This is a genomic window from Streptomyces sp. NPDC051963, assembly GCF_044593495.1.
Taxonomy (GTDB): Bacteria; Actinomycetota; Actinomycetes; order Streptomycetales; family Streptomycetaceae; genus Streptomyces.
The window spans coordinates 40,561-58,012 of the sequence record NZ_JBIUCC010000009.1 but is presented as its reverse complement, the minus strand read 5'-3'; the positions used below and the strand labels follow the sequence as shown (position 1 = coordinate 58,012).

Below are 17,452 nucleotides of genomic sequence, written 5' to 3'. Positions count from 1 at the left end.
GCCATGAGCACCAACACCCGTATCCGTTCGTTCGGTTCGCGTGAAGTCGGCCCCGGTAAGCCCGTCTACGTCTGCGGCGAGATCGGCATCAACCACAACGGTGAGCTGGAGAACGCCTTCAAGCTGATCGACGTGGCCGCCGAGGCCGGCTGTGACGCGGTCAAGTTCCAGAAGCGCACGCCGGAGATCTGCACCCCGCGCGACCAGTGGGACATCGAGCGTGACACCCCCTGGGGCCGGATGACCTACATCGACTACCGCCACCGCGTGGAGTTCGGCGAGGACGAGTACCGCCAGATCGACGAGTACTGCAAGTCCAAGAACATCGCGTGGTTCGCCTCCCCGTGGGACACCGAGGCCGTCGCCTTCCTGGAGAAGTTCGACGTCCCCGCCCACAAGGTCGCCTCCGCGTCCCTCACCGACGACGAGCTGCTGAAGGCGCTGCGCGCCACCGGCCGCGCGGTCATCCTCTCCACCGGCATGTCGAGCCCGAAGCAGATCCGCCACGCGGTCGAGGTCCTCGGCTCGGACAACATCCTGATGTGCCACGCCACGTCGACCTACCCGGCGAAGGCCGAGGAGCTCAACCTCCGCGTGATCAACACGCTGGAGAAGGAGTACCCGAACGTCCCGATCGGCTACTCCGGCCACGAGACCGGCCTCCAGACCACCCTCGCCGCGGTCGCCCTGGGCGCCACCTTCGTCGAGCGCCACATCACCCTCGACCGCGCCATGTGGGGCTCCGACCAGGCCGCCTCCGTCGAGCCGCAGGGCCTGGTCCGCCTGGTCCGCGACATCCGTACCATCGAGGCCTCCCTCGGTGACGGCGTCAAGAAGGTCTACGAGTCCGAGCTCGGCCCGATGAAGAAGCTGCGCCGCGTCAACGGCGTCGTCGCCGAGGCCGAGATCGCCGCCGCCGCGGGCGAGCCGGTCCAGGTCTGATCCACAGCAGACAGCGGTTCGGGGCGGACGCCGGCGGGCGTCCGCCCCTTCCGCCCAGAAAAACGCCTCTTGAGTTCCCAGCGCGCAGACAGCGCCTTACGACGGGACGGTCGTACGCCGATGAGCCCCCGTGCCGGGTCAGCCGGCCTGAAGACTCTCGCCTTCGTGGAGAGTCCGGTACAGCTCCTGAACGTGCTGGAGTGGGCGCACGCCCAGAGCCTGCACTCCCAGGAAGCCTCCGGCGGGGGGCTCACCCTCGTGGTGCTCTCCCCGATCGATCCGATGACCCGCGGCCAGCTGCGCCGGATGGCCGAGCTGGCCCGCCACGAGGGCCATGACGTCCGCTGGGAGGAGGCGCGGGGCGGTGCCATGGCGCCGTTCCAGACCATCGGCGGCCTGACCGGCGTGCTCCGCCGGGCCGACCGGGTCGTCCTCGGCGACCCCTTCTCCCGGTACGTACAGCTGCTGCTGACCATCACCAAGGCACGTGACCTGGTCGTCGTCGACGACGGCACGGCGACGATGGAGTTCGTCGCCCAACTGGCCCGCGGCGAGCGCCTGGTCCGCTGGCACCGCAAGGGCGGCCGGCCCGGGCCCCGGGACCTGATCTTCGCCCCGGTGTCGTCCTCGGCCCGCCGCCGTCTCACGCCCGGCGGGAAGCGCCGGGTGGAGATCTTCTCCTCCATGCCGATGGAGGAGACCCCGCCCGGAGTGACGGTCACCGCCAACACCTTCGCCTGGACCCGCTTCCGCTTCGGCCCGCCCCGCATCACCAGGGGCGCGGACATGGTCGGCACCTCGCTGGTGGAGACCGGCGTGGTGGACGGCGACCGCTATCTGGAGGCCGTCCGCTCCCTCGCCAAGGCCCACGGCGCCGCCCGCTACTTCGCGCACCGCCGGGAGAGCACCGAGAAGCTCCACCGGCTGGCGGTCGAGACGGGCCTGGAGATCGTCCGCCCTGATCTTCCCCTGGAGCTCATCGCCCGCCGGGGCCCGATCGGACGGACCATCCTCAGCTTCCCGTCGACGGTCGTGCACACCCTGCCGCTGGCGCTGTCCGGCACGGAGGTCCGGATCGCCGTGTGCGACATCGATCCCGCCTGGCTGACGGAGACCGCCTCGCCCCGTGCGCAGGGGTTCCTGTCCGGGGTGACGGGGACGGCACGGGACGTGCACCGGTTGTCGGCGGTCACTGCTGTGTGACGCCCTTCGGGCCGGGTGTGTGGGCTACGCCGGCTTGCGGGCCAGGAGGAATGCGCGGGGGCGGGTCTCGTCCTCGTGCGGTTCGCGTACGACGCGGGCCCGGACGTCGAGGCCCGCCTTGGTCAGGTGGTCGGACACCGTGTCCGGGGTGCGCCAGTGGTAGTCGAGCGCGATCTTCTTCCCGAAGCGTTCCGTGAGGCGTTCGTGGCCGTCGTCGTCGCCGGTCTGGAAGGCGAGCAGCACATGGCCGCCGGGGACCAGGACGCGGTGGAACTCCGCGAACGTCGTCGGCAGGTGATCGTCGGGGATGTGGATGACCGAGTAGAGCGCGGCGATACCGCCCAGCGTCTCGTCCGGAAGGTCGAGCGACGTCATCGAACCGACGTGGAAACGGAGTTCGGGGTACGTGCGGGTGGCCAGGCCCACCATCCGCGGTGAGATGTCGATGCCGAAGACCGGCAGGCCGAGGGCGTGCAGACGCGCGGTCACGGCGCCGGGGCCGCTGCCGAGGTCGGCGACGGGATGCGGCGCGGCGGCCCGCACCAGCTCCGCGAAGCCGGTGAGCAGGGACCGGTCCAGGGGGAGGTCGGCCAGATGGTCGGCGTGGCGGTCGCTGTACTCGCCGGCTATGGAGTCGTACGAGGTCCGGGTCGCGTTCAGGAAGTCGCGGGTTTCGAAGTCGGGGGTTTCGGGGTTCACGGGGCGCACGCTAGTGGGGCCGGGCTCGGTCGGGGGCTCGGTTTGGCTGACCGCTGCTTCGGCGGTGCCGGGTGTTTCCCGGCCGCCCGCTTGCCGGTCCCGGGGGAGGGCGCGTGCCTGGTGGGGGCGTGGTCGTGGGGCGGCCGTACGCCGGTCGGACGGTGGTCGCGGCGGTGTGGGGGGCGCGGTCGGGGGAGCGTGGGGTGGCGGTGGATGCCCAGGTCATGTGGCGCCTGTGATTCCGGGGGCCGCCGTTCCGACAGGTGAACAGAACCGCCGGGTACGCGGCAGGCGTGGTATCCGTGGAGAGTGGGTAATCGCGGATCTCATGATCCACTCGGCCGGAAGTCGGGCGAGTTTACCCACCTCACTCGACAGCCATGCGTCTGGCGGCCAGATTTTCTTCCCCTAACGGGTTGAACTTTTGTTGATCGTGGGTCAGTTGGCCACCCGGGCGTTCTACCCTTCAGAGGGTGAAGCAACTGATGTCACTGGAGTCCGAGGCCGATCTCCCCGGGGAAGCCGTGCTTCCCGGCGCGCTGCCCGAGGCGCTGCGTGCCGAACTCGTCGCCTTCCGGCGCGACTTGCACATGCACCCGGAGCTCGGCAACCAGGAGTTCCGCACCACCGCGGCCATCAAGGCACGGCTCGAGAAGGCCGGCCTCGCCCCGCGCGTGCTGGCCATCGGGACCGGGCTCGTCTGTGACATCGGGGACTGGGACGGCGTACGGCCCATGCTCGCGCTGCGCGCCGACATCGATGCGTTGCCCATTCCGGACACGAAGAGTGAGTGCTCGTATCGGTCCACCGTGCCGGATCGGGCGCATGCGTGCGGGCACGACGTGCATACGACTGTGGTGCTGGGCGCCGGGCTCGTGCTTGCCGAGCTGCACCGGGAGGGGAAGCTGCCGCGGCCCGTGCGGCTGCTCTTCCAGCCCGCCGAGGAGGTGCTGCCCGGTGGCGCCGCCGATGCCATCGAGTGCGGCGTGCTGGACGGAGTCGGGCGGATCATCGCCGTGCACTGCGATCCGCGCGTGGACGCCGGGAGGATCGGGCTGCGGGCCGGGGCCATCACGTCGGCCTGCGATCGGCTGGAGATCGCGCTGGACGGGCCGGGTGGGCATACCGCTCGGCCTCATCTGACCACCGATCTGGTGACCGCGGCCGCTCGGGTTGTCACCGACGTGCCTGCTCTTGTCTCCCGGCGCGTCGACTCCCGCAGCGGGCTCGCCGTGACCTGGGGGCGGGTCGAGGCCGGGCACGCACCGAACGTCATTCCGCAGCATGCCGAGCTGTCCGGGACCGTGCGGTGCCTGGACCTCGAGGCCTGGCGGCAGGCCCCCGACATCGTGCACGCGGCGATCGACGAGATCGCCAATCTGTACCGGGCCAAGTCCGAGATCAACTACGTGCGTGGTGTGCCGCCCGTCGTCAACGATCCGGCCGTCACCGAGTTGCTGCGGGACGCCATGGTCGCGCGGCGCGGTGCCGAGGCCGTGGAGGACACCGAGCAGAGTCTCGGGGGCGAGGACTTCTCGTGGTACCTGGAGCAGGTGCCGGGTGCCATGGCGCGGCTCGGGGTGCGGGCTCCTGGTGAGCGGACCGTGCGTGATCTGCATCAGGGGGACTTCGATGCCGACGAGTCGGCGATCACGGTGGGTGTGGAGATGTTCACCGCTGCCGCGCTCATCGACGGTGGGGTGTGAGGCGCTGAGGTGCTGAGTCGCTGATGCGTGCGGGGAGGTTCGTTCGCTCCGGTTGCGGCCGGGGCGGAGCGGGGGCAGCCTGAGCGCATGGCGTTCACGCCCGGGCGCCATCACGCTGAAGGCACCCCCGGTACACGGAGCGTGCGGGACCTATGGGGTGCGGTGTCCCAAGAACACCTTTCGATCCGGTGGTTCACAAGGACGTAACCGGCCATCGGCACGAATGGATAACGGCCACGCGAAACCCCGTTCCCAGGAGTGTCTACGCGCGTTAATGTGCGCCGAACTCAGCACCCACTGCGGGGCTTGGAGAATGGGGAACTTCACGATGCGTCGGATATCCAAACTGACCCGCGTCGCGGTGGGGGTCGCGTCGCTCGCACTCGCCGCGACTGCCTGCGGTGGCACCAGCAGTGACAGTGGTGACGAGGCCAAGGAGGACCTGGGCCTTGCCATCGCGTACGACATCGGCGGCAAGGGCGACCAGTCCTTCAACGACGCCGCGTACGCGGGTCTGCAGAAGGCCCAGAAGGAGTTCGGCTACAAGACCGACGACGTCGAGCCCACCGAGGGTGAGACGGATGCCGACAAGGAGCAGCGGCTGGCCTCGCTGGCCAAGCAGGGCTACAACCCGGTGATCGGCATCGGCTTCGCCTACGGTCCCGCGATGGAGGCAGTCGCTCCGAAGTACCCGGACACCACCTTCGGCATCGTCGACTCGGTCGTCGAGGGCGACAACGTCGCGTCCCTCGTCTTCGCCGAGGAGCAGGCCTCGTATCTCGCCGGTGTGGCTGCGGCGAAGGCTACGAAGACCAACACGGTGGGCTTCGTGGGCGGTGTTGATATTCCGCTGATCCACAAGTTCGAGGCCGGCTACAAGCAGGGCGTCGCGGAGACCAACCCGAAGGTCAAGGTCGTCTCGCAGTATCTGACCCAGACTGCCGAGGAGGGTGGGTTCTCCAGCCCTGACAAGGGCAAGGCTGCGGCCGAGGGGCAGATCGAGAACAACGCCGATGTCGTCTACCAGGCTGCCGGTCTGTCGGGGCAGGGTGTGATCGAGGCTGCGGCCAAGGCGAAGGTGTGGGCGATCGGTGTTGACTCCGATCAGTACAAGCAGGCTGCGTTGGCTTCGTACAAGAACTACATCCTGACCTCTGCTCTGAAGGATGTCGGCGGTGCGGTGTATGCCCTGGCCAAGTCGGTTGAGGACGGCAAGCCGCTGACCGGTACGCAGACGTTCGACCTGAAGGTGAACGGCGTCGGCCTCTCCGAGAGCAACCCTGAGTTCGCCAAGATCGCGGGGCTGTCGGCTGCCGTGGCCAAGGCCAAGGAAGGCATCATCGACGGGACCATCAAGGTCAAGACCGAGTAGTACTCGGTTGTTGGGTTCGGGGGGAAGCGGGTGGTTGCCTTGGGGCGGCCGCCCGCTTCGGCTTGTGGGGGGTCGGGGGCGTGGTGGGGGTGTCCGTCCTCGGAACGGCGCGAAATCGGTCACTTGGAAAGGTGCCCGCGTTGACGCGCCAACCGCTGCGGGCAGACACCCCCACCACGCCCCCTTCTCGCCGCGGTCGACTGCGGGTCGTGCCAAAACGGGTTGCCGGTGGCTGCGGGGCGTCCCAACCCATCGCGGGTGCCACCCCGTCCAGCCGCGGGCACCCGCCCCGCCCGGCTGCGGGCAGTCGTGCCGCCTGGGGCGGCACGGGTGGGCGCAGGCGGCAACCCGTTAGCGCCGGGTTGCGTGTCCCACCCCCGGGCGACCTCGATCTGCGTTAACGCGTCAGCGCCGGGCGTCCACCGTCGTACAGCTTGGGCACGGGCGGATAACAAGGTGGACAGAAGGGGTTTTCAGGCTGGTCTACGCGCGTTAATCTGCGGCGAAGCCAGCGCCGAAGCCGATCCGTGCGGCGCTTTGTACGACAGGAGCACCACACATGCGCCGGGTTTCCCGCCTCGCGGTCGCAGGCGCAGCGACCGCCTCCCTCGCCCTTGCACTTTCCGCCTGTGGCGGTACGTCTACGTCCGCCTCGTCGGAGTCGGACGGTGACAAGGGCCTCGCCATCGCCTACGACGTCGGCGGCAAGGGCGATCAGTCCTTCAACGACGCCGCGTACGCGGGGCTGGAGCAGGCGAAGAAGGAGTTCGGGTACCAGACGGACGATGTCGAGCCGACGGACGGGGAGACCGATGCCGACAAGGCGCAGCGGTTGGCCTCGTTGGCGAAGCAGGGGTACAACCCCGTGATCGGCATCGGCTACGCGTACGCGCCGGCCGTCAAGGAGGTCGCGGAGAAGTACCCGGACACCACCTTCGGCGTCGTCGACGACTCCCAGGTGGAGGCCGACAATGTGGCCGACCTGGTGTTCTCCGAGGAGCAGGCCTCGTATCTGGCAGGGGTGGCCGCGGCGAAGGCCACGAAGACCAACACGGTTGGCTTTGTGGGCGGTGTTGACATTCCGCTGATCCACAAGTTCCAGGCCGGTTTCGAGCAGGGGGTCAAGGATACTGATTCGAAGGTCAAGGTGCTTTCGCAGTATCTGACGCAGACTGCGGAGGAGGGCGGGTTCTCGAGCCCTGACAAGGGCAAGTCGGCCGCCGAGGGGCAGATCGAGAAGAAGGCCGATGTTGTGTATGCGGCTGCCGGTCTGTCTGGGCAGGGCGTGATCGAGGCCGCCGCCGCCAACAAGGTGTGGGCGATCGGTGTCGACTCGGATCAGTACAAGCAGGCCGCGCTGGCTTCGTACAAGGACTCCATCCTCACCTCGGCCACGAAGGACGTCGCCAAGGCGGTGTACAACCTGGCTAAGTCGGTCGAGGACGGTAAGCCCGAGACCGGTATCGTCAGGGGCGATCTGAAGACAGGTCAGGTCGGCCTGGCGAATTCCAACCCCAAGTTTGCCGACGACGCCGGGCTCCAGGAAGCCATCGAGACGGCCAAGGAGAAGATCATCAGCGGCGAGATCAAGGTCAAGTCCAGCTGAATATCGAGACCCTGAGCAGCGTGTAACCGCGGGGTTACGTCCGCTCAACGGGGTACGGGGAGGCTTCTCCCCGTACCCCGTTGTCAGCGATGCGTCGCCCCTTTGTATGCCGTAGGGGCGCTACGCGCGTAGACGACCCCCGTCCCCAGGAGTGTGCGCCATCAACGCGTCCAGCAGCCCTCCGGCCGGAGCGGCGGTCCACGGTCAGGTGACCGCCGTCGAGCTCGCCGGGATCACTAAGCGTTTTCCGGGCGTCGTGGCCAACCACGACATTCACCTCAGCGTCCGCAAGGGCACCGTTCATGCCTTGGTCGGTGAGAACGGCGCCGGCAAGTCGACGCTGATGAAGATCCTCTATGGCATGCAGAAGCCGGACGAGGGCACGATCGCCGTCGACGGCGAGCAGGTCAGCTTCGGCAGCCCTGCCGACGCCATCGTGCGTGGCATCGGCATGGTGCATCAGCACTTCATGCTCGCCGACAATCTGACGGTCCTCGAGAACGTGGTGCTGGGCAGCGAGAAGCTGTATGGCATCGGGGGCCGTGCTCGACGGAAGATCAAGGAGATCTCCGAGCGGTATGGGCTGGGGGTGCGGCCCGATGTGCTGGTGGAGGAGCTCGGTGTTGCTGCTCGGCAGCGGGTGGAGATTCTCAAGGTTCTCTACCGGGGTGCGACCACTCTGATTCTGGACGAGCCCACTGCTGTGCTCGTGCCGCAGGAAGTCGACGCTCTCTTCGACAACCTGCGCGAGCTGCGGGCCGAGGGGCTCTCGGTCATCTTCATCTCGCACAAGTTGGGCGAGGTGTTGTCGGTCGCTGATGAGATCACCGTCATTCGGCGGGGTACGACCGTGGGTACCGCCGTTCCTGCCGAGACCACGCCGCGTCAGCTCGCCGAGATGATGGTCGGCAGTGAGCTGCCCACGCCGGAGACCGCCGAATCGACGGTTACTGATCGTCCGGTCATCGGCGTGGAGAAGCTGCGGCTGGAAGCGGTGGGCGGGAAGGCCCTGCTCGACGACATCACCTTCACCATCCATGCCGGTGAGGTGCTCGGCATCGCCGGTGTCGAGGGCAATGGGCAGACCGAGCTGGTCGATGCCCTGATCGGGCTCAAGGCCGCCGACTCGGGCGTCATCACGCTGGCCGAGGAGGAGATCACCTCCTGGACCACACGCAAGCGCCGCGAGCAGGGGATCGGGTACATCCCCGAGGACCGGCATCGGCATGGTCTCCTTCTGGAGGCGCCCCTCTGGGAGAACCGCATCCTCGGCCATGTCACGGAGAAGCCCAACGCCAAGGGCGTCTGGCTCGATCCGAAGGCCGCGCAGGAGGACACGCGGAAGATCGTGGAGGCGTACGACGTCCGGACGCCCGGTATCGACGTCACCGCCGCCTCGCTGTCCGGTGGTAATCAGCAGAAGCTGATCGTCGGGCGGGAGATGACCCACAAGCCGCGCTTCCTCATCGCCGCGCATCCGACTCGGGGTGTGGACGTCGGCGCCCAGGCCGCGATCTGGGACCACATCCGCGAGGCCCGCCGTGAGGGCCTGGCCGTGCTGCTGATCTCCGCCGACCTGGACGAGCTGATCGGCCTGTCCGACACCCTCCGGGTGATCTACAACGGCAGGCTGGTCGCCGACGCCGACCCCGCCACCATCACCCCGGAGGAGCTCGGCACGGCCATGACCGGTGCGGCCACCGGTCATCTGGAGCACGAGGAAACCCCCGAAGCCGCCCCTGAGCCCGGCGAAGACGAGGCCCGCTGATATGAAGAAGTTCGACAAGGAGCGCGTGCTCCTCGCGGTGGCCGGACCGGTCATCGCGCTCGCCGTGGCCTTCGCCCTGAGCTCGATCGTGCTGATCGCCTCGGGCAAGAACCCGGTCGAGCCGTTCACGATCATGTTCGAACAGCTCGGGTTCTCCGACATCCAGGTCCTGATCATCAACCAGGCCTCGATGTACTACATCGCGGCGCTCGCGGTGGCCATCGGCTTCCGGATGAACCTGTTCAACATCGGCGTCGACGGCCAGTACCAGCTCGCCGCCATGATGGCCGCCATCGTCGGCGCCCACGCCAACCTGCCGGCCGTTCTCCAGGTCCCGCTGCTGCTGCTGACCGCCATCTGCACCGGCGCCTTCTGGGCCGGCATCGCCGGTGTCCTCAAGGTCACCCGGGGTGTGAGTGAAGTCGTCGCGACGATCATGCTCAACGCCATCGCGACCTCGGTGATCGCCTACCTGTGGCTGCCGAACGTCTTCGGCGTCAAGGTCGGCAACAACAACACCACCGGCGAGATGCACGAGTCCGGCTGGGTGCCGGGCATCAACATGGGCGACGCGGGCGAGATCTACGGCCTGGTGATCCTCGCCGTGCTCCTCGGCATCGGCTTCTGGGTCACCCTCAACCGCACCCGGTTCGGCTTCGACCTGCGCGCCTCCGGCGCCTCGGAGAGCGCCGCCGCGGCCAGCGGGGTCGACCCCAAGCGCATGGTGCTCACCGCCATGCTGCTCTCCGGCGGCCTCGCCGGGCTCGCGGGCCTGCCGATCCTGCTCGGCGACGCCCACACCTACAACCTCAACTTCCCCACCGGCATCGGCTTCCTCGGTATCGGCATCGCCCTGCTCGGCCGCAACAGCCCGGTCGGCATCGCCTTCGCCTCCCTGCTGTGGGCCTGGCTCGACAAGGCATCCCCCGAACTGGACTTCCACGACTACGACAAGGAGATCGCGGTCATCATGCAGGGCCTGATCGTGCTCTCGGTCGTCGTCTCCTACGAGGCCGTACGCGAGTGGGGTCTGCGCCGCCAGCAGCGCCGCGTCGGCGCCGAACTGGCCGCCGGTCACGTCCTCGGCGCCACCAACACCACGAAGGAGGTGGCTGGCCGATGACGACCGCGACCGACGTCAACCAGCCCACGCTGCAGCCCGCGGCGCCGACCGGCCGCCGCCTGTCGCTGCCCGTCCTGCTGCTGGTCATCGCCGGAGCCCTGGCGCTGACCTCGATCGTCCGCATCATCACCGGTGCCGACGGCATCACCAACGTCAGCCAGATGTCCACCGCGCTCCAACTCGCCGTACCGATCGGCCTGGCCGGTCTCGGCGGTCTGTGGGCCGAGCGCGCGGGCGTCGTCAACATCGGCCTCGAGGGCATGATGATCCTCGGCACCTGGTTCGGTGCCTGGGCCGGATTCCAGTGGGGCCCCTGGACCGGTGTCCTGATCGGCGTCATCGGCGGCTGCGCCGGCGGTCTGCTGCACGCCATCGTCACCGTCACCTTCAACGTCAACCACATCGTCTCCGGTGTGGCCATCAACATCCTCGCCCTCGGCGCCACCCGCTATCTCGCACCCCTCGCCTTCGAGGGCCACGAGGGCGGCTCGGCCAAGCAGTCCCCGGCGGTGGACACGCTCGGCCACTTCACGGTGCCCGGACTGTCGGACTGGCTCAGAGACCTCAACAACCACGGCTGGTTCTTCATCTCCGACATCGCGGGCCTGCTCGGCGGTCTGATCACCAACGTCTCCTGGCTGACCCTGATCGCCATCGCGCTGATCCCCGCCACCTGGTGGATCCTGTGGCGCACGGCGTTCGGTCTGCGGCTGCGCTCCTGCGGTGAGAACCCCGTCGCGGCCGAGTCGCTCGGTGTGAACGTCTACAAGTACAAGTACATCGCCGTGATCATCTCGGGCGGTCTGGCGGGCCTGGGCGGCGTCTTCCTGTCGATCGTCGCCAACCCCTTCTATCTGGAGGGCCAGGTCAGCGGGCGCGGTTACATCGGTCTCGCCGCGATGATCTTCGGCAACTGGATGCCGGGCGGACTCGCCATCGGCGCGGGCCTGTTCGGCTACACCGACAGCCTCAACCTGCGCGGCGGCTCCGAGAACGTCCACGCGCTGCTGCTGCTCGGCGCGCTGCTGCTGGCCATCGGTGCCATCTGGCTGGCGTTCCGGAAGAAGTACACGTCCTCCGTGATCACCCTGCTCATCGGCGGCCTGATGTTCACCTGGTACGCCGGCACCAACGAGGTCCCCAACCAGGTCGTCTCCGCCACGCCGTACGTCATCACGCTGATCGTCCTCGCGCTGTCGGCCCAGCGCCTGCGGATGCCGAAGGCGGACGGCCTGCCGTACCGGAAGGGGCAAGGCAAGTGACCGTCGACTGGGGTGCCTTGCGGGCGGTGGCGAGGGACGCCATGTCCCATGCCTACGCCCCCTACTCGCGCTACCCGGTCGGGGTCGCGGCCCTGGTCGACGACGGCCGCACGGTCTCCGGCTGCAATGTCGAGAACGCCTCGTACGGGGTCGGGCTGTGCGCCGAGTGCGGTCTGGTCTCGGAGCTCCAGCGCACCGGCGGCGGCCGGCTGACGCACTTCACCTGCGTCGACGGCAACGGCGACATCCTCGTCCCGTGCGGCCGCTGCCGGCAGCTGCTCTACGAGTTCGGCGGCCCGGACCTGCTCCTGGAGACCCCGGCGGGAATCCTGCCGCTGTCGGAGATGCTGCCGCAGGCCTTCGGGCCGGGGCACCTCACCAAGTAACTCCCGTGCGGCCCCTCTGAACCGCTTCAGAGGGGCCGCGCACTTTTTCAGAACGCCGGAAGGAAAGCCATGGCTGTTGTGTTGTCGGACGCCATCTCCGTCATCCGTACCAAGCGGGACCGCGGTGAACTCAGCGACGCACAGATCGACTGGGTCATCGACGCGTACACCCGCGGGGAGGTCGCCGACGAGCAGATGTCCGCACTCGCGATGGCCATCCTGCTCAACGGCATGAACCGTCGCGAGATCGCCCGCTGGACGGCCGCGATGATCGCCTCCGGCGAGCGCATGGACTTCTCGTCCCTGTCCCGCCCGACGGCCGACAAGCACTCGACGGGCGGTGTCGGCGACAAGATCACGCTGCCGCTGGCGCCCTTGGTGGCGGCGTGCGGGGCGGCCGTGCCGCAGCTGTCGGGCCGCGGCCTCGGCCACACCGGCGGCACCCTGGACAAGCTGGAGTCGATTCCCGGCTGGCGGGCGCTGCTGTCGAACGAGGAGATGCTGTCCGTACTGGACGGTGTCGGCGCGGTGATCTGCGCGGCGGGCGACGGTCTGGCCCCGGCGGACAAGAAGCTGTACGCGCTGCGCGACGTGACCGGGACGGTCGAGGCCATCCCCCTGATCGCCTCGTCGATCATGTCGAAGAAGATCGCCGAGGGTACGGGCTCGCTGGTCCTGGACGTCAAGGTCGGCACCGGCGCCTTCATGAAGACCATCGAGGACGCACGGGAGTTGGCGTCGACGATGGTGGGACTCGGCACCGACCACGGCGTGAAGACGGTCGCGCTGCTGACCGACATGTCGACACCGCTGGGTCTGACGGCCGGCAACGCGCTGGAGGTCCGCGAGTCGGTGGAGGTGCTGGCGGGCGGCGGGCCCTCCGACGTGGTCGAGCTGACCATCTCCCTGGCCAGGGAGATGCTGGACGCGGCCGGTGTGAAGGACGCCGACCCGGCCAAGGCCCTGGCCGACGGCTCCGCCATGGACGTCTGGCGCCGCATGATCGCGGCCCAGGGCGGCGACCCGGACGCGGAGCTGCCCACGGCCAAGGAACGGCACGTGATCAAGGCCCCGTCCGCCGGTGTCCTCACCCGCCTCGACGCCTACGACATCGGCGTCGCGGCCTGGCGCCTGGGCGCGGGGCGTGCCCGCAAGGAGGACCCGGTCCAGGCGGGCGCGGGCGTGGAGATGCACGCGAAGCCGGGGGACACGGTGACCGCGGGCCAGCCGCTGCTGACCCTGCACACGGACACCCCGGAGCGGTTCGAGTATGCGCTGGAGGCGGTCGAGGGTTCGTACGACATCGGCGCCCCCGGGACTGGCTTCACGGCGTCGCCGGTGGTGCTGGAACGTATCGCCTGACGCGCCCGAAAGGGGCCGGGCCTCAGGGCTCCGGCCCCTTTCGCATACCGGCGCCTCAGCCGAGCAGGGTCGCGATCACCACCAGCACCGGTACCGAGAGCACCGTCGACACCAGGATCGAGTCGCGTGCCAGGCGCTCGCCCACCTGGTATCTCGACGCGTAGGTGTAGAGGTTCTGCGCGGCCGGGAGTGCCGATGTCACCACGACGTCGAGGAGTTGGGCGCCGTGCAGGCCGAAGACGCCGGCCGCCAGTGCCCAGGCTGCCGCGGGCTGGCCCACCGACTTCAACGCGACCGACAGCAGGACCAGCTGCCGGTCCGGGCCGCGGCCGGGCATCGTGCTGCCGCACAGGGAGATGCCGAAGGCGAGCAGGACGGCGGGGACCGACATGTTGCCGATCAGCGTCACCGGGTCCATGACGGGTGCCGGGACACGGAAGCCGGTCGCCGAGACCGCGACGCCGGCCAGTGAGCCCAGGGCGATCGGGTTGCGCAGCGGTGTCAGCAGCCGCATCCACAGGGGATCCTTGCCGTCCCGGGCCGAGAGGTCCAGGACCGTCAGTGCAACGGGCGTCATCAGCAGGAGCTGGAACAGCAGCACCGGCGCCACCAGCGAGGCGTCGCCCAGGACGTACACCGCGATCGGAATGCCGAGGTTGCCCGAGTTGACGTAGCCGGCGCACAGGGCGCCGATCGTCGTACGGCCCAGGCCCCAGCCGCGTACGGCGCCCACCGCGACGAAGACGCCCGCTGCCGCTGCCGTGCTCAGCGCGGTCACCAGCAGGCGGCTGGAGAAGATCACCGACAGGTCGGCCTGGGCGAGGGTGGTGAACAGCAGGGCCGGGGATGCCACATGGAAGGCGAGCTTGGTGAGGACTTCGCGGCCCTGGTCGCCCAGGTATCCGCGCAGGCCGATGACATACCCCACGCCGATGACCGCCGCGATCACCGCGAAGCCGGTCAGCACTCCCTGCACGGAGCCTCCTCAAAGGTGAGAAGGGCGTGCCGTATCCAGGGCGGTGCTGTTGCGTGGGGCATACAGCAAACCCTCGTGGGCAGAAGGGCCGCAGGTCAATGTGATCCCGGTCGGTGGACTCCGGTCGGGACGCCGGCTGGGACTCCGGTCGGACTCCTGCCCCGATGAGTTCTGTCCGCCCGTCCGGTCTACCGCTCGTGGACGCCATGACACCCGCTGTACTCGTGCTGGCCGGCCCCGTCACCCGGGATGAGGTGACAGGGCGGTGCGACGACGTGCGCGCGCTGCTGGAGGCCACAGGGGCCGGAGTGGTGGTGTGTGATGTCGGGGGGCTCGGGCCGCCGGGCCTCGGCATCATCGACCTGCTCGCCCGGCTCGAACTCGCCGCCCGGCGGGCCGGGGGCCGGATCCGGCTCCGAGATCCCGACCCCGCGCTACACGCCCTCCTCGACCTGGTCGGTCTCCGCTTCGAGATGGAGGGGCAGACCGAACAGCGGGAACCAGCGCTTGGTGTCCAGGAAGCAGTGGAACCCGGTGATCCGGCCGTCTGAGATCTCCAGGACCTGCACCGCCCAGGGCGTGAAGCCGCCCGTCTCCGGGTCCGGCTTGTACTGGGCGAAGCCCGGCAGGCCGTTGACCTGGACCGGTACCAGGTGCGAGCCGGCGCAGGGGGCGCCGAGAGTCGTCATGAAGCCGGTGATGTCCTCGTGTCCGGTCAGCCACAGGTCGAACGGCGGCATCGTCATGATCGCGTCCTCGTGCAGCAACGCCGTCAGAGCCGTCATGTCATAGCCCTCGAACGCCGCGACATAGCGCTCCAGGAGCTTCTGCTGCTCCTCGTCCAGCGGGTCGGCCACCGCTGCCTCGGTGGCCTTGCCGTGGTCCTGCTCGGCGAGGGTGGCGCGGGCGCGCTGCAGTGCGCTGTTCACCGAAGCGACCGTGGTGCCGAGCAGCTCGGCGACCTCGCTCGCCTTCCAGGCCAGGACCTCGCGCAGGATCAGCACCGCGCGCTGCTTGGGCGGGAGTTGCTGGAGGGCGGCCATGAAGGCGAGCCGCACGGACTCCTTGGCGATCGCCGCCTCCGCCGGGTCGGCGGTGGTGGGGAGTACGCGGGCGTCCGGCATCGGCTCCAGCCAGGTGTTGTCCGGGCGGGGGGAGAGGGCGGCCTGGGCGAGGGGGGTGGAGTCGGTGAGGTCCATCGGCCTGGCGCGTTTGTTGCCTGCGGTGAGCATGTCCAGGCAGACGTTCGTCGCGATGCGGTAGAGCCAGGAGCGGAGGCTGGAGCGGCCCTCGAACCTGTCGTAGCTGCGCCAGGCTCGGACGAGGGTGTCCTGGACTGCGTCCTCCGCCTCGAAGCTTGAGCCGAGCATGCGGTAGCAGTAGCCGGTCAGCTCGACTCGGTGTGCTTCCAGCTTGTCGTCGAGGTCTGTTGTCGTCGTCGTGCTGTCGGTCATCGATCGTCCACCCACCCCTGTGGCCGTTCCCTGTGTCGTACGCCTCATTGCGTCCAGCACTTGGAAGCTACCGCAGGGGACTGACAATGGCGTGCGGAGTGGGGGAACGTGCAGGTCAGAGCTCTTTCGCCCCCGCCGCCCCTACCCGTCCCGTCCCTGGGGGCCGCGCCCCCAGACCCCCGCCGTCGGCCTGACGGCCTCGTCCTCAAACGCCGGACGGGCTGGATTTTGCGGACCTGCGGAGCAGGGGTCCAGGGGGCGGAGCCCCCTGGAGGACGGGACGGGTAGGGGCGGTGGGGGCGAAAAGCCCTCAGTGCGCCGCCACCGGTACCCCTCGCGCAGCGACCCGTGCCGCCCTCGAACCGAGGACCGTGATCGTCACGACGCCGAGGATGGCCAGCAGGCCGACGCCCACCGTCCCCGCCCAGCCGCCCGCGTGGAAGGCGATCGCGCCGACGGTGCTGCCCGCGCTGGAGCCGATGTAGTAGGCCGACTGGTACAGGGCGGAGGCCTGGGCGCGGCCTGTGGTGGCTGTCTTGCTGACGGCGGAGGAGGCGACCGCGTGGCCGGCGAAGAAGCCGGCCGTGATGAGGACGAGGCCGAGGAGGACCAGGGGGAGGGAGTCGGCGATGGACAGGAGCAGGCCTGTCGCCGTCGTGCCGCCGGCCAGGTACAGAGCGCCCCTGCGGCCCAGGCGACCGACCAGCCGGCCGGCCGTGGACGCGGACACCGTGCCGACCAGGTAGACGAGGAAGATCGAGCCGATGATGCCCTGGGGCAGGCCGAAGGGCTCCTCGGCGAGGCGGTAGCCGATCACCGTGTACACGCCGCCGAAGACGGTCATGAACAGGGCGCCGATCGCGTACAGCCGGCGCAGCAGCGGGTTGGAGAGGTGGTCGCGGACCGTACGGACCAGGACGCCGGGGCGCAGCGAGCCCGGCGTGAAGTGCTTCGGGGACGGGAGCAGCAGGCGGAACGCCACCGCACAGGCCACCGCGATCACGCCGATGACCCCGACCGCGACCCGCCAGCCCCACTCCTGCGCGACCCAGCCGGTGATGACCCGGCCGCTCATCCCGCCGACGCTGTTGCCCGCGACGAACAGGCCGATGGCGGTCACCAGCGCCTTGGGGCGGACCTCCTCCGCCAGGTACGCCGTCGCCGACGCGGGCAGGCCCGCCAGCGCCGCGCCCTGCAACGCCCGCAGCGCGACCAGCGCGGGCAGCGAGGGGGCGAAGGGGACCAGCATCCCGACCGTCACCGCCACCGCGAGCGACGCCGTCATCACCGTACGACGGCCGTAACGCTCGGAGAGCGCGCTCATCGGAAGGACGAACAGCGCCAGGCCGCCCGTCGCCGCCGCCACCGTCCAGCTCGCGTCGCTCGCCGTCACGCCGAACTCGCCGGAGATCAGGGGGAGGAGGGCCTGGGTGGAGTAGAGGAGCGCGAAGGTCGCCACGCCCGCGAGGAACAGGGCGAAGCTCATCCGGCGGTAGCCGGGGCCGCCCGGGGCCATACGGGAGTCGGCGACGGTGGGGACAGCTGGGTCGGCGCCCACGAGGGTGGACGCCTTGGTACTGGCAGGCATGCTTC

At 69.2% G+C, this 17,452-nt stretch carries 15 protein-coding genes; 11 read left to right on the top strand and 4 right to left on the bottom strand.

The genetic code is table 11. The annotated features are described in order from the left end of the window. The first annotated feature begins 3 nt into the window (after positions 1 to 3). Complete coding sequence (locus ACIHFB_RS34660; protein ID WP_365287794.1) at positions 4 to 942, top strand: N-acetylneuraminate synthase family protein; 939 nt, start codon at positions 4 to 6, stop codon at positions 940 to 942. A 120-nt stretch (positions 943 to 1,062) separates the two neighbouring features. Next, the gene (locus ACIHFB_RS34655) at positions 1,063 to 2,145 is read left to right on the top strand and encodes a hypothetical protein (protein ID WP_365287797.1); all 1,083 of its coding nucleotides are present in this window, start codon (positions 1,063 to 1,065) and stop codon (positions 2,143 to 2,145) included. Between the two features lie 24 nt (positions 2,146 to 2,169). Here the strand turns inward: ACIHFB_RS34655 and ACIHFB_RS34650 are convergent, their stop codons facing one another. Then, positions 2,170 to 2,853: a methyltransferase domain-containing protein gene (locus ACIHFB_RS34650; RefSeq protein ID WP_365287799.1), complete on the bottom strand. Its 684-nt coding sequence runs from the start codon at positions 2,851 to 2,853 to the stop codon at positions 2,170 to 2,172. Between the two features lie 476 nt (positions 2,854 to 3,329). Here ACIHFB_RS34650 and ACIHFB_RS34645 point away from each other — a divergent pair, with 476 nt between their 5' ends. The 8 genes from ACIHFB_RS34645 to ACIHFB_RS34610 all read left to right on the top strand — a co-directional run bounded on the left by ACIHFB_RS34645 (position 3,330) and on the right by ACIHFB_RS34610 (position 13,429). Further along, positions 3,330 to 4,550, top strand: coding sequence for a M20 family metallopeptidase (locus ACIHFB_RS34645; protein ID WP_365287894.1), 1,221 nt, complete (start codon positions 3,330 to 3,332; stop codon positions 4,548 to 4,550). A 328-nt stretch (positions 4,551 to 4,878) separates the two neighbouring features. Then, positions 4,879 to 5,922: a BMP family ABC transporter substrate-binding protein gene (locus ACIHFB_RS34640; protein ID WP_365287801.1), complete on the top strand. Its 1,044-nt coding sequence runs from the start codon at positions 4,879 to 4,881 to the stop codon at positions 5,920 to 5,922. Positions 5,923 to 6,481: 559 nt separating this feature from the next. Continuing rightward, complete coding sequence (locus ACIHFB_RS34635) at positions 6,482 to 7,528, top strand: BMP family ABC transporter substrate-binding protein (RefSeq protein WP_365287803.1); 1,047 nt, start codon at positions 6,482 to 6,484, stop codon at positions 7,526 to 7,528. Positions 7,529 to 7,736: 208 nt separating this feature from the next. Further along, the gene (locus ACIHFB_RS34630) at positions 7,737 to 9,296 is read left to right on the top strand and encodes an ABC transporter ATP-binding protein (RefSeq protein ID WP_400128991.1); all 1,560 of its coding nucleotides are present in this window, start codon (positions 7,737 to 7,739) and stop codon (positions 9,294 to 9,296) included. A 1-nt stretch (position 9,297) separates the two neighbouring features. After that, entirely contained in the window at positions 9,298 to 10,419 is a 1,122-nt protein-coding gene (locus ACIHFB_RS34625; protein WP_365287807.1) for an ABC transporter permease, read from the top strand. Beyond that, positions 10,416 to 11,681, top strand: a complete 1,266-nt coding sequence (locus tag ACIHFB_RS34620) for an ABC transporter permease (RefSeq protein ID WP_365287808.1) — start codon at positions 10,416 to 10,418, stop codon at positions 11,679 to 11,681. The genes ACIHFB_RS34625 and ACIHFB_RS34620 overlap by 4 nt, the downstream gene beginning before the upstream one ends. After that, complete coding sequence (locus ACIHFB_RS34615) at positions 11,678 to 12,067, top strand: cytidine deaminase (protein WP_365287810.1); 390 nt, start codon at positions 11,678 to 11,680, stop codon at positions 12,065 to 12,067. The genes ACIHFB_RS34620 and ACIHFB_RS34615 overlap by 4 nt, the downstream gene beginning before the upstream one ends. A 78-nt stretch (positions 12,068 to 12,145) precedes the next feature. Further along, the gene (locus ACIHFB_RS34610; RefSeq protein ID WP_400129176.1) at positions 12,146 to 13,429 is read left to right on the top strand and encodes a thymidine phosphorylase; all 1,284 of its coding nucleotides are present in this window, start codon (positions 12,146 to 12,148) and stop codon (positions 13,427 to 13,429) included. A 55-nt stretch (positions 13,430 to 13,484) separates the two neighbouring features. Here ACIHFB_RS34610 and ACIHFB_RS34605 read toward each other — a convergent pair whose 3' ends face one another. Then, positions 13,485 to 14,405 (bottom strand): AEC family transporter, encoded by a 921-nt coding sequence (locus tag ACIHFB_RS34605; RefSeq protein WP_365287812.1) that lies wholly within the window; start codon positions 14,403 to 14,405, stop codon positions 13,485 to 13,487. A gap of 164 nt (positions 14,406 to 14,569) precedes the next feature. Between ACIHFB_RS34605 and ACIHFB_RS34600 the strand changes: the two genes are divergently transcribed. Continuing rightward, positions 14,570 to 14,956, top strand: coding sequence for an STAS domain-containing protein (locus ACIHFB_RS34600; protein WP_365287814.1), 387 nt, complete (start codon positions 14,570 to 14,572; stop codon positions 14,954 to 14,956). Here the strand turns inward: ACIHFB_RS34600 and ACIHFB_RS34595 are convergent. Together ACIHFB_RS34595 and ACIHFB_RS34590 are read right to left on the bottom strand one after the other, a co-directional pair. After that, positions 14,840 to 15,859 carry a sigma-70 family RNA polymerase sigma factor gene (locus ACIHFB_RS34595; protein ID WP_365287816.1) on the bottom strand — a complete coding sequence of 340 codons (1,020 nt, stop codon included), beginning with the start codon at positions 15,857 to 15,859 and terminating at the stop codon, positions 14,840 to 14,842. The two genes, ACIHFB_RS34600 and ACIHFB_RS34595, sit on opposite strands and share 117 nt — an antisense overlap. A gap of 310 nt (positions 15,860 to 16,169) precedes the next feature. Next, entirely contained in the window at positions 16,170 to 17,447 is a 1,278-nt protein-coding gene (locus ACIHFB_RS34590; RefSeq protein WP_365287818.1) for an MFS transporter, read from the bottom strand. Positions 17,448 to 17,452: the final 5 nt, after the last annotated feature.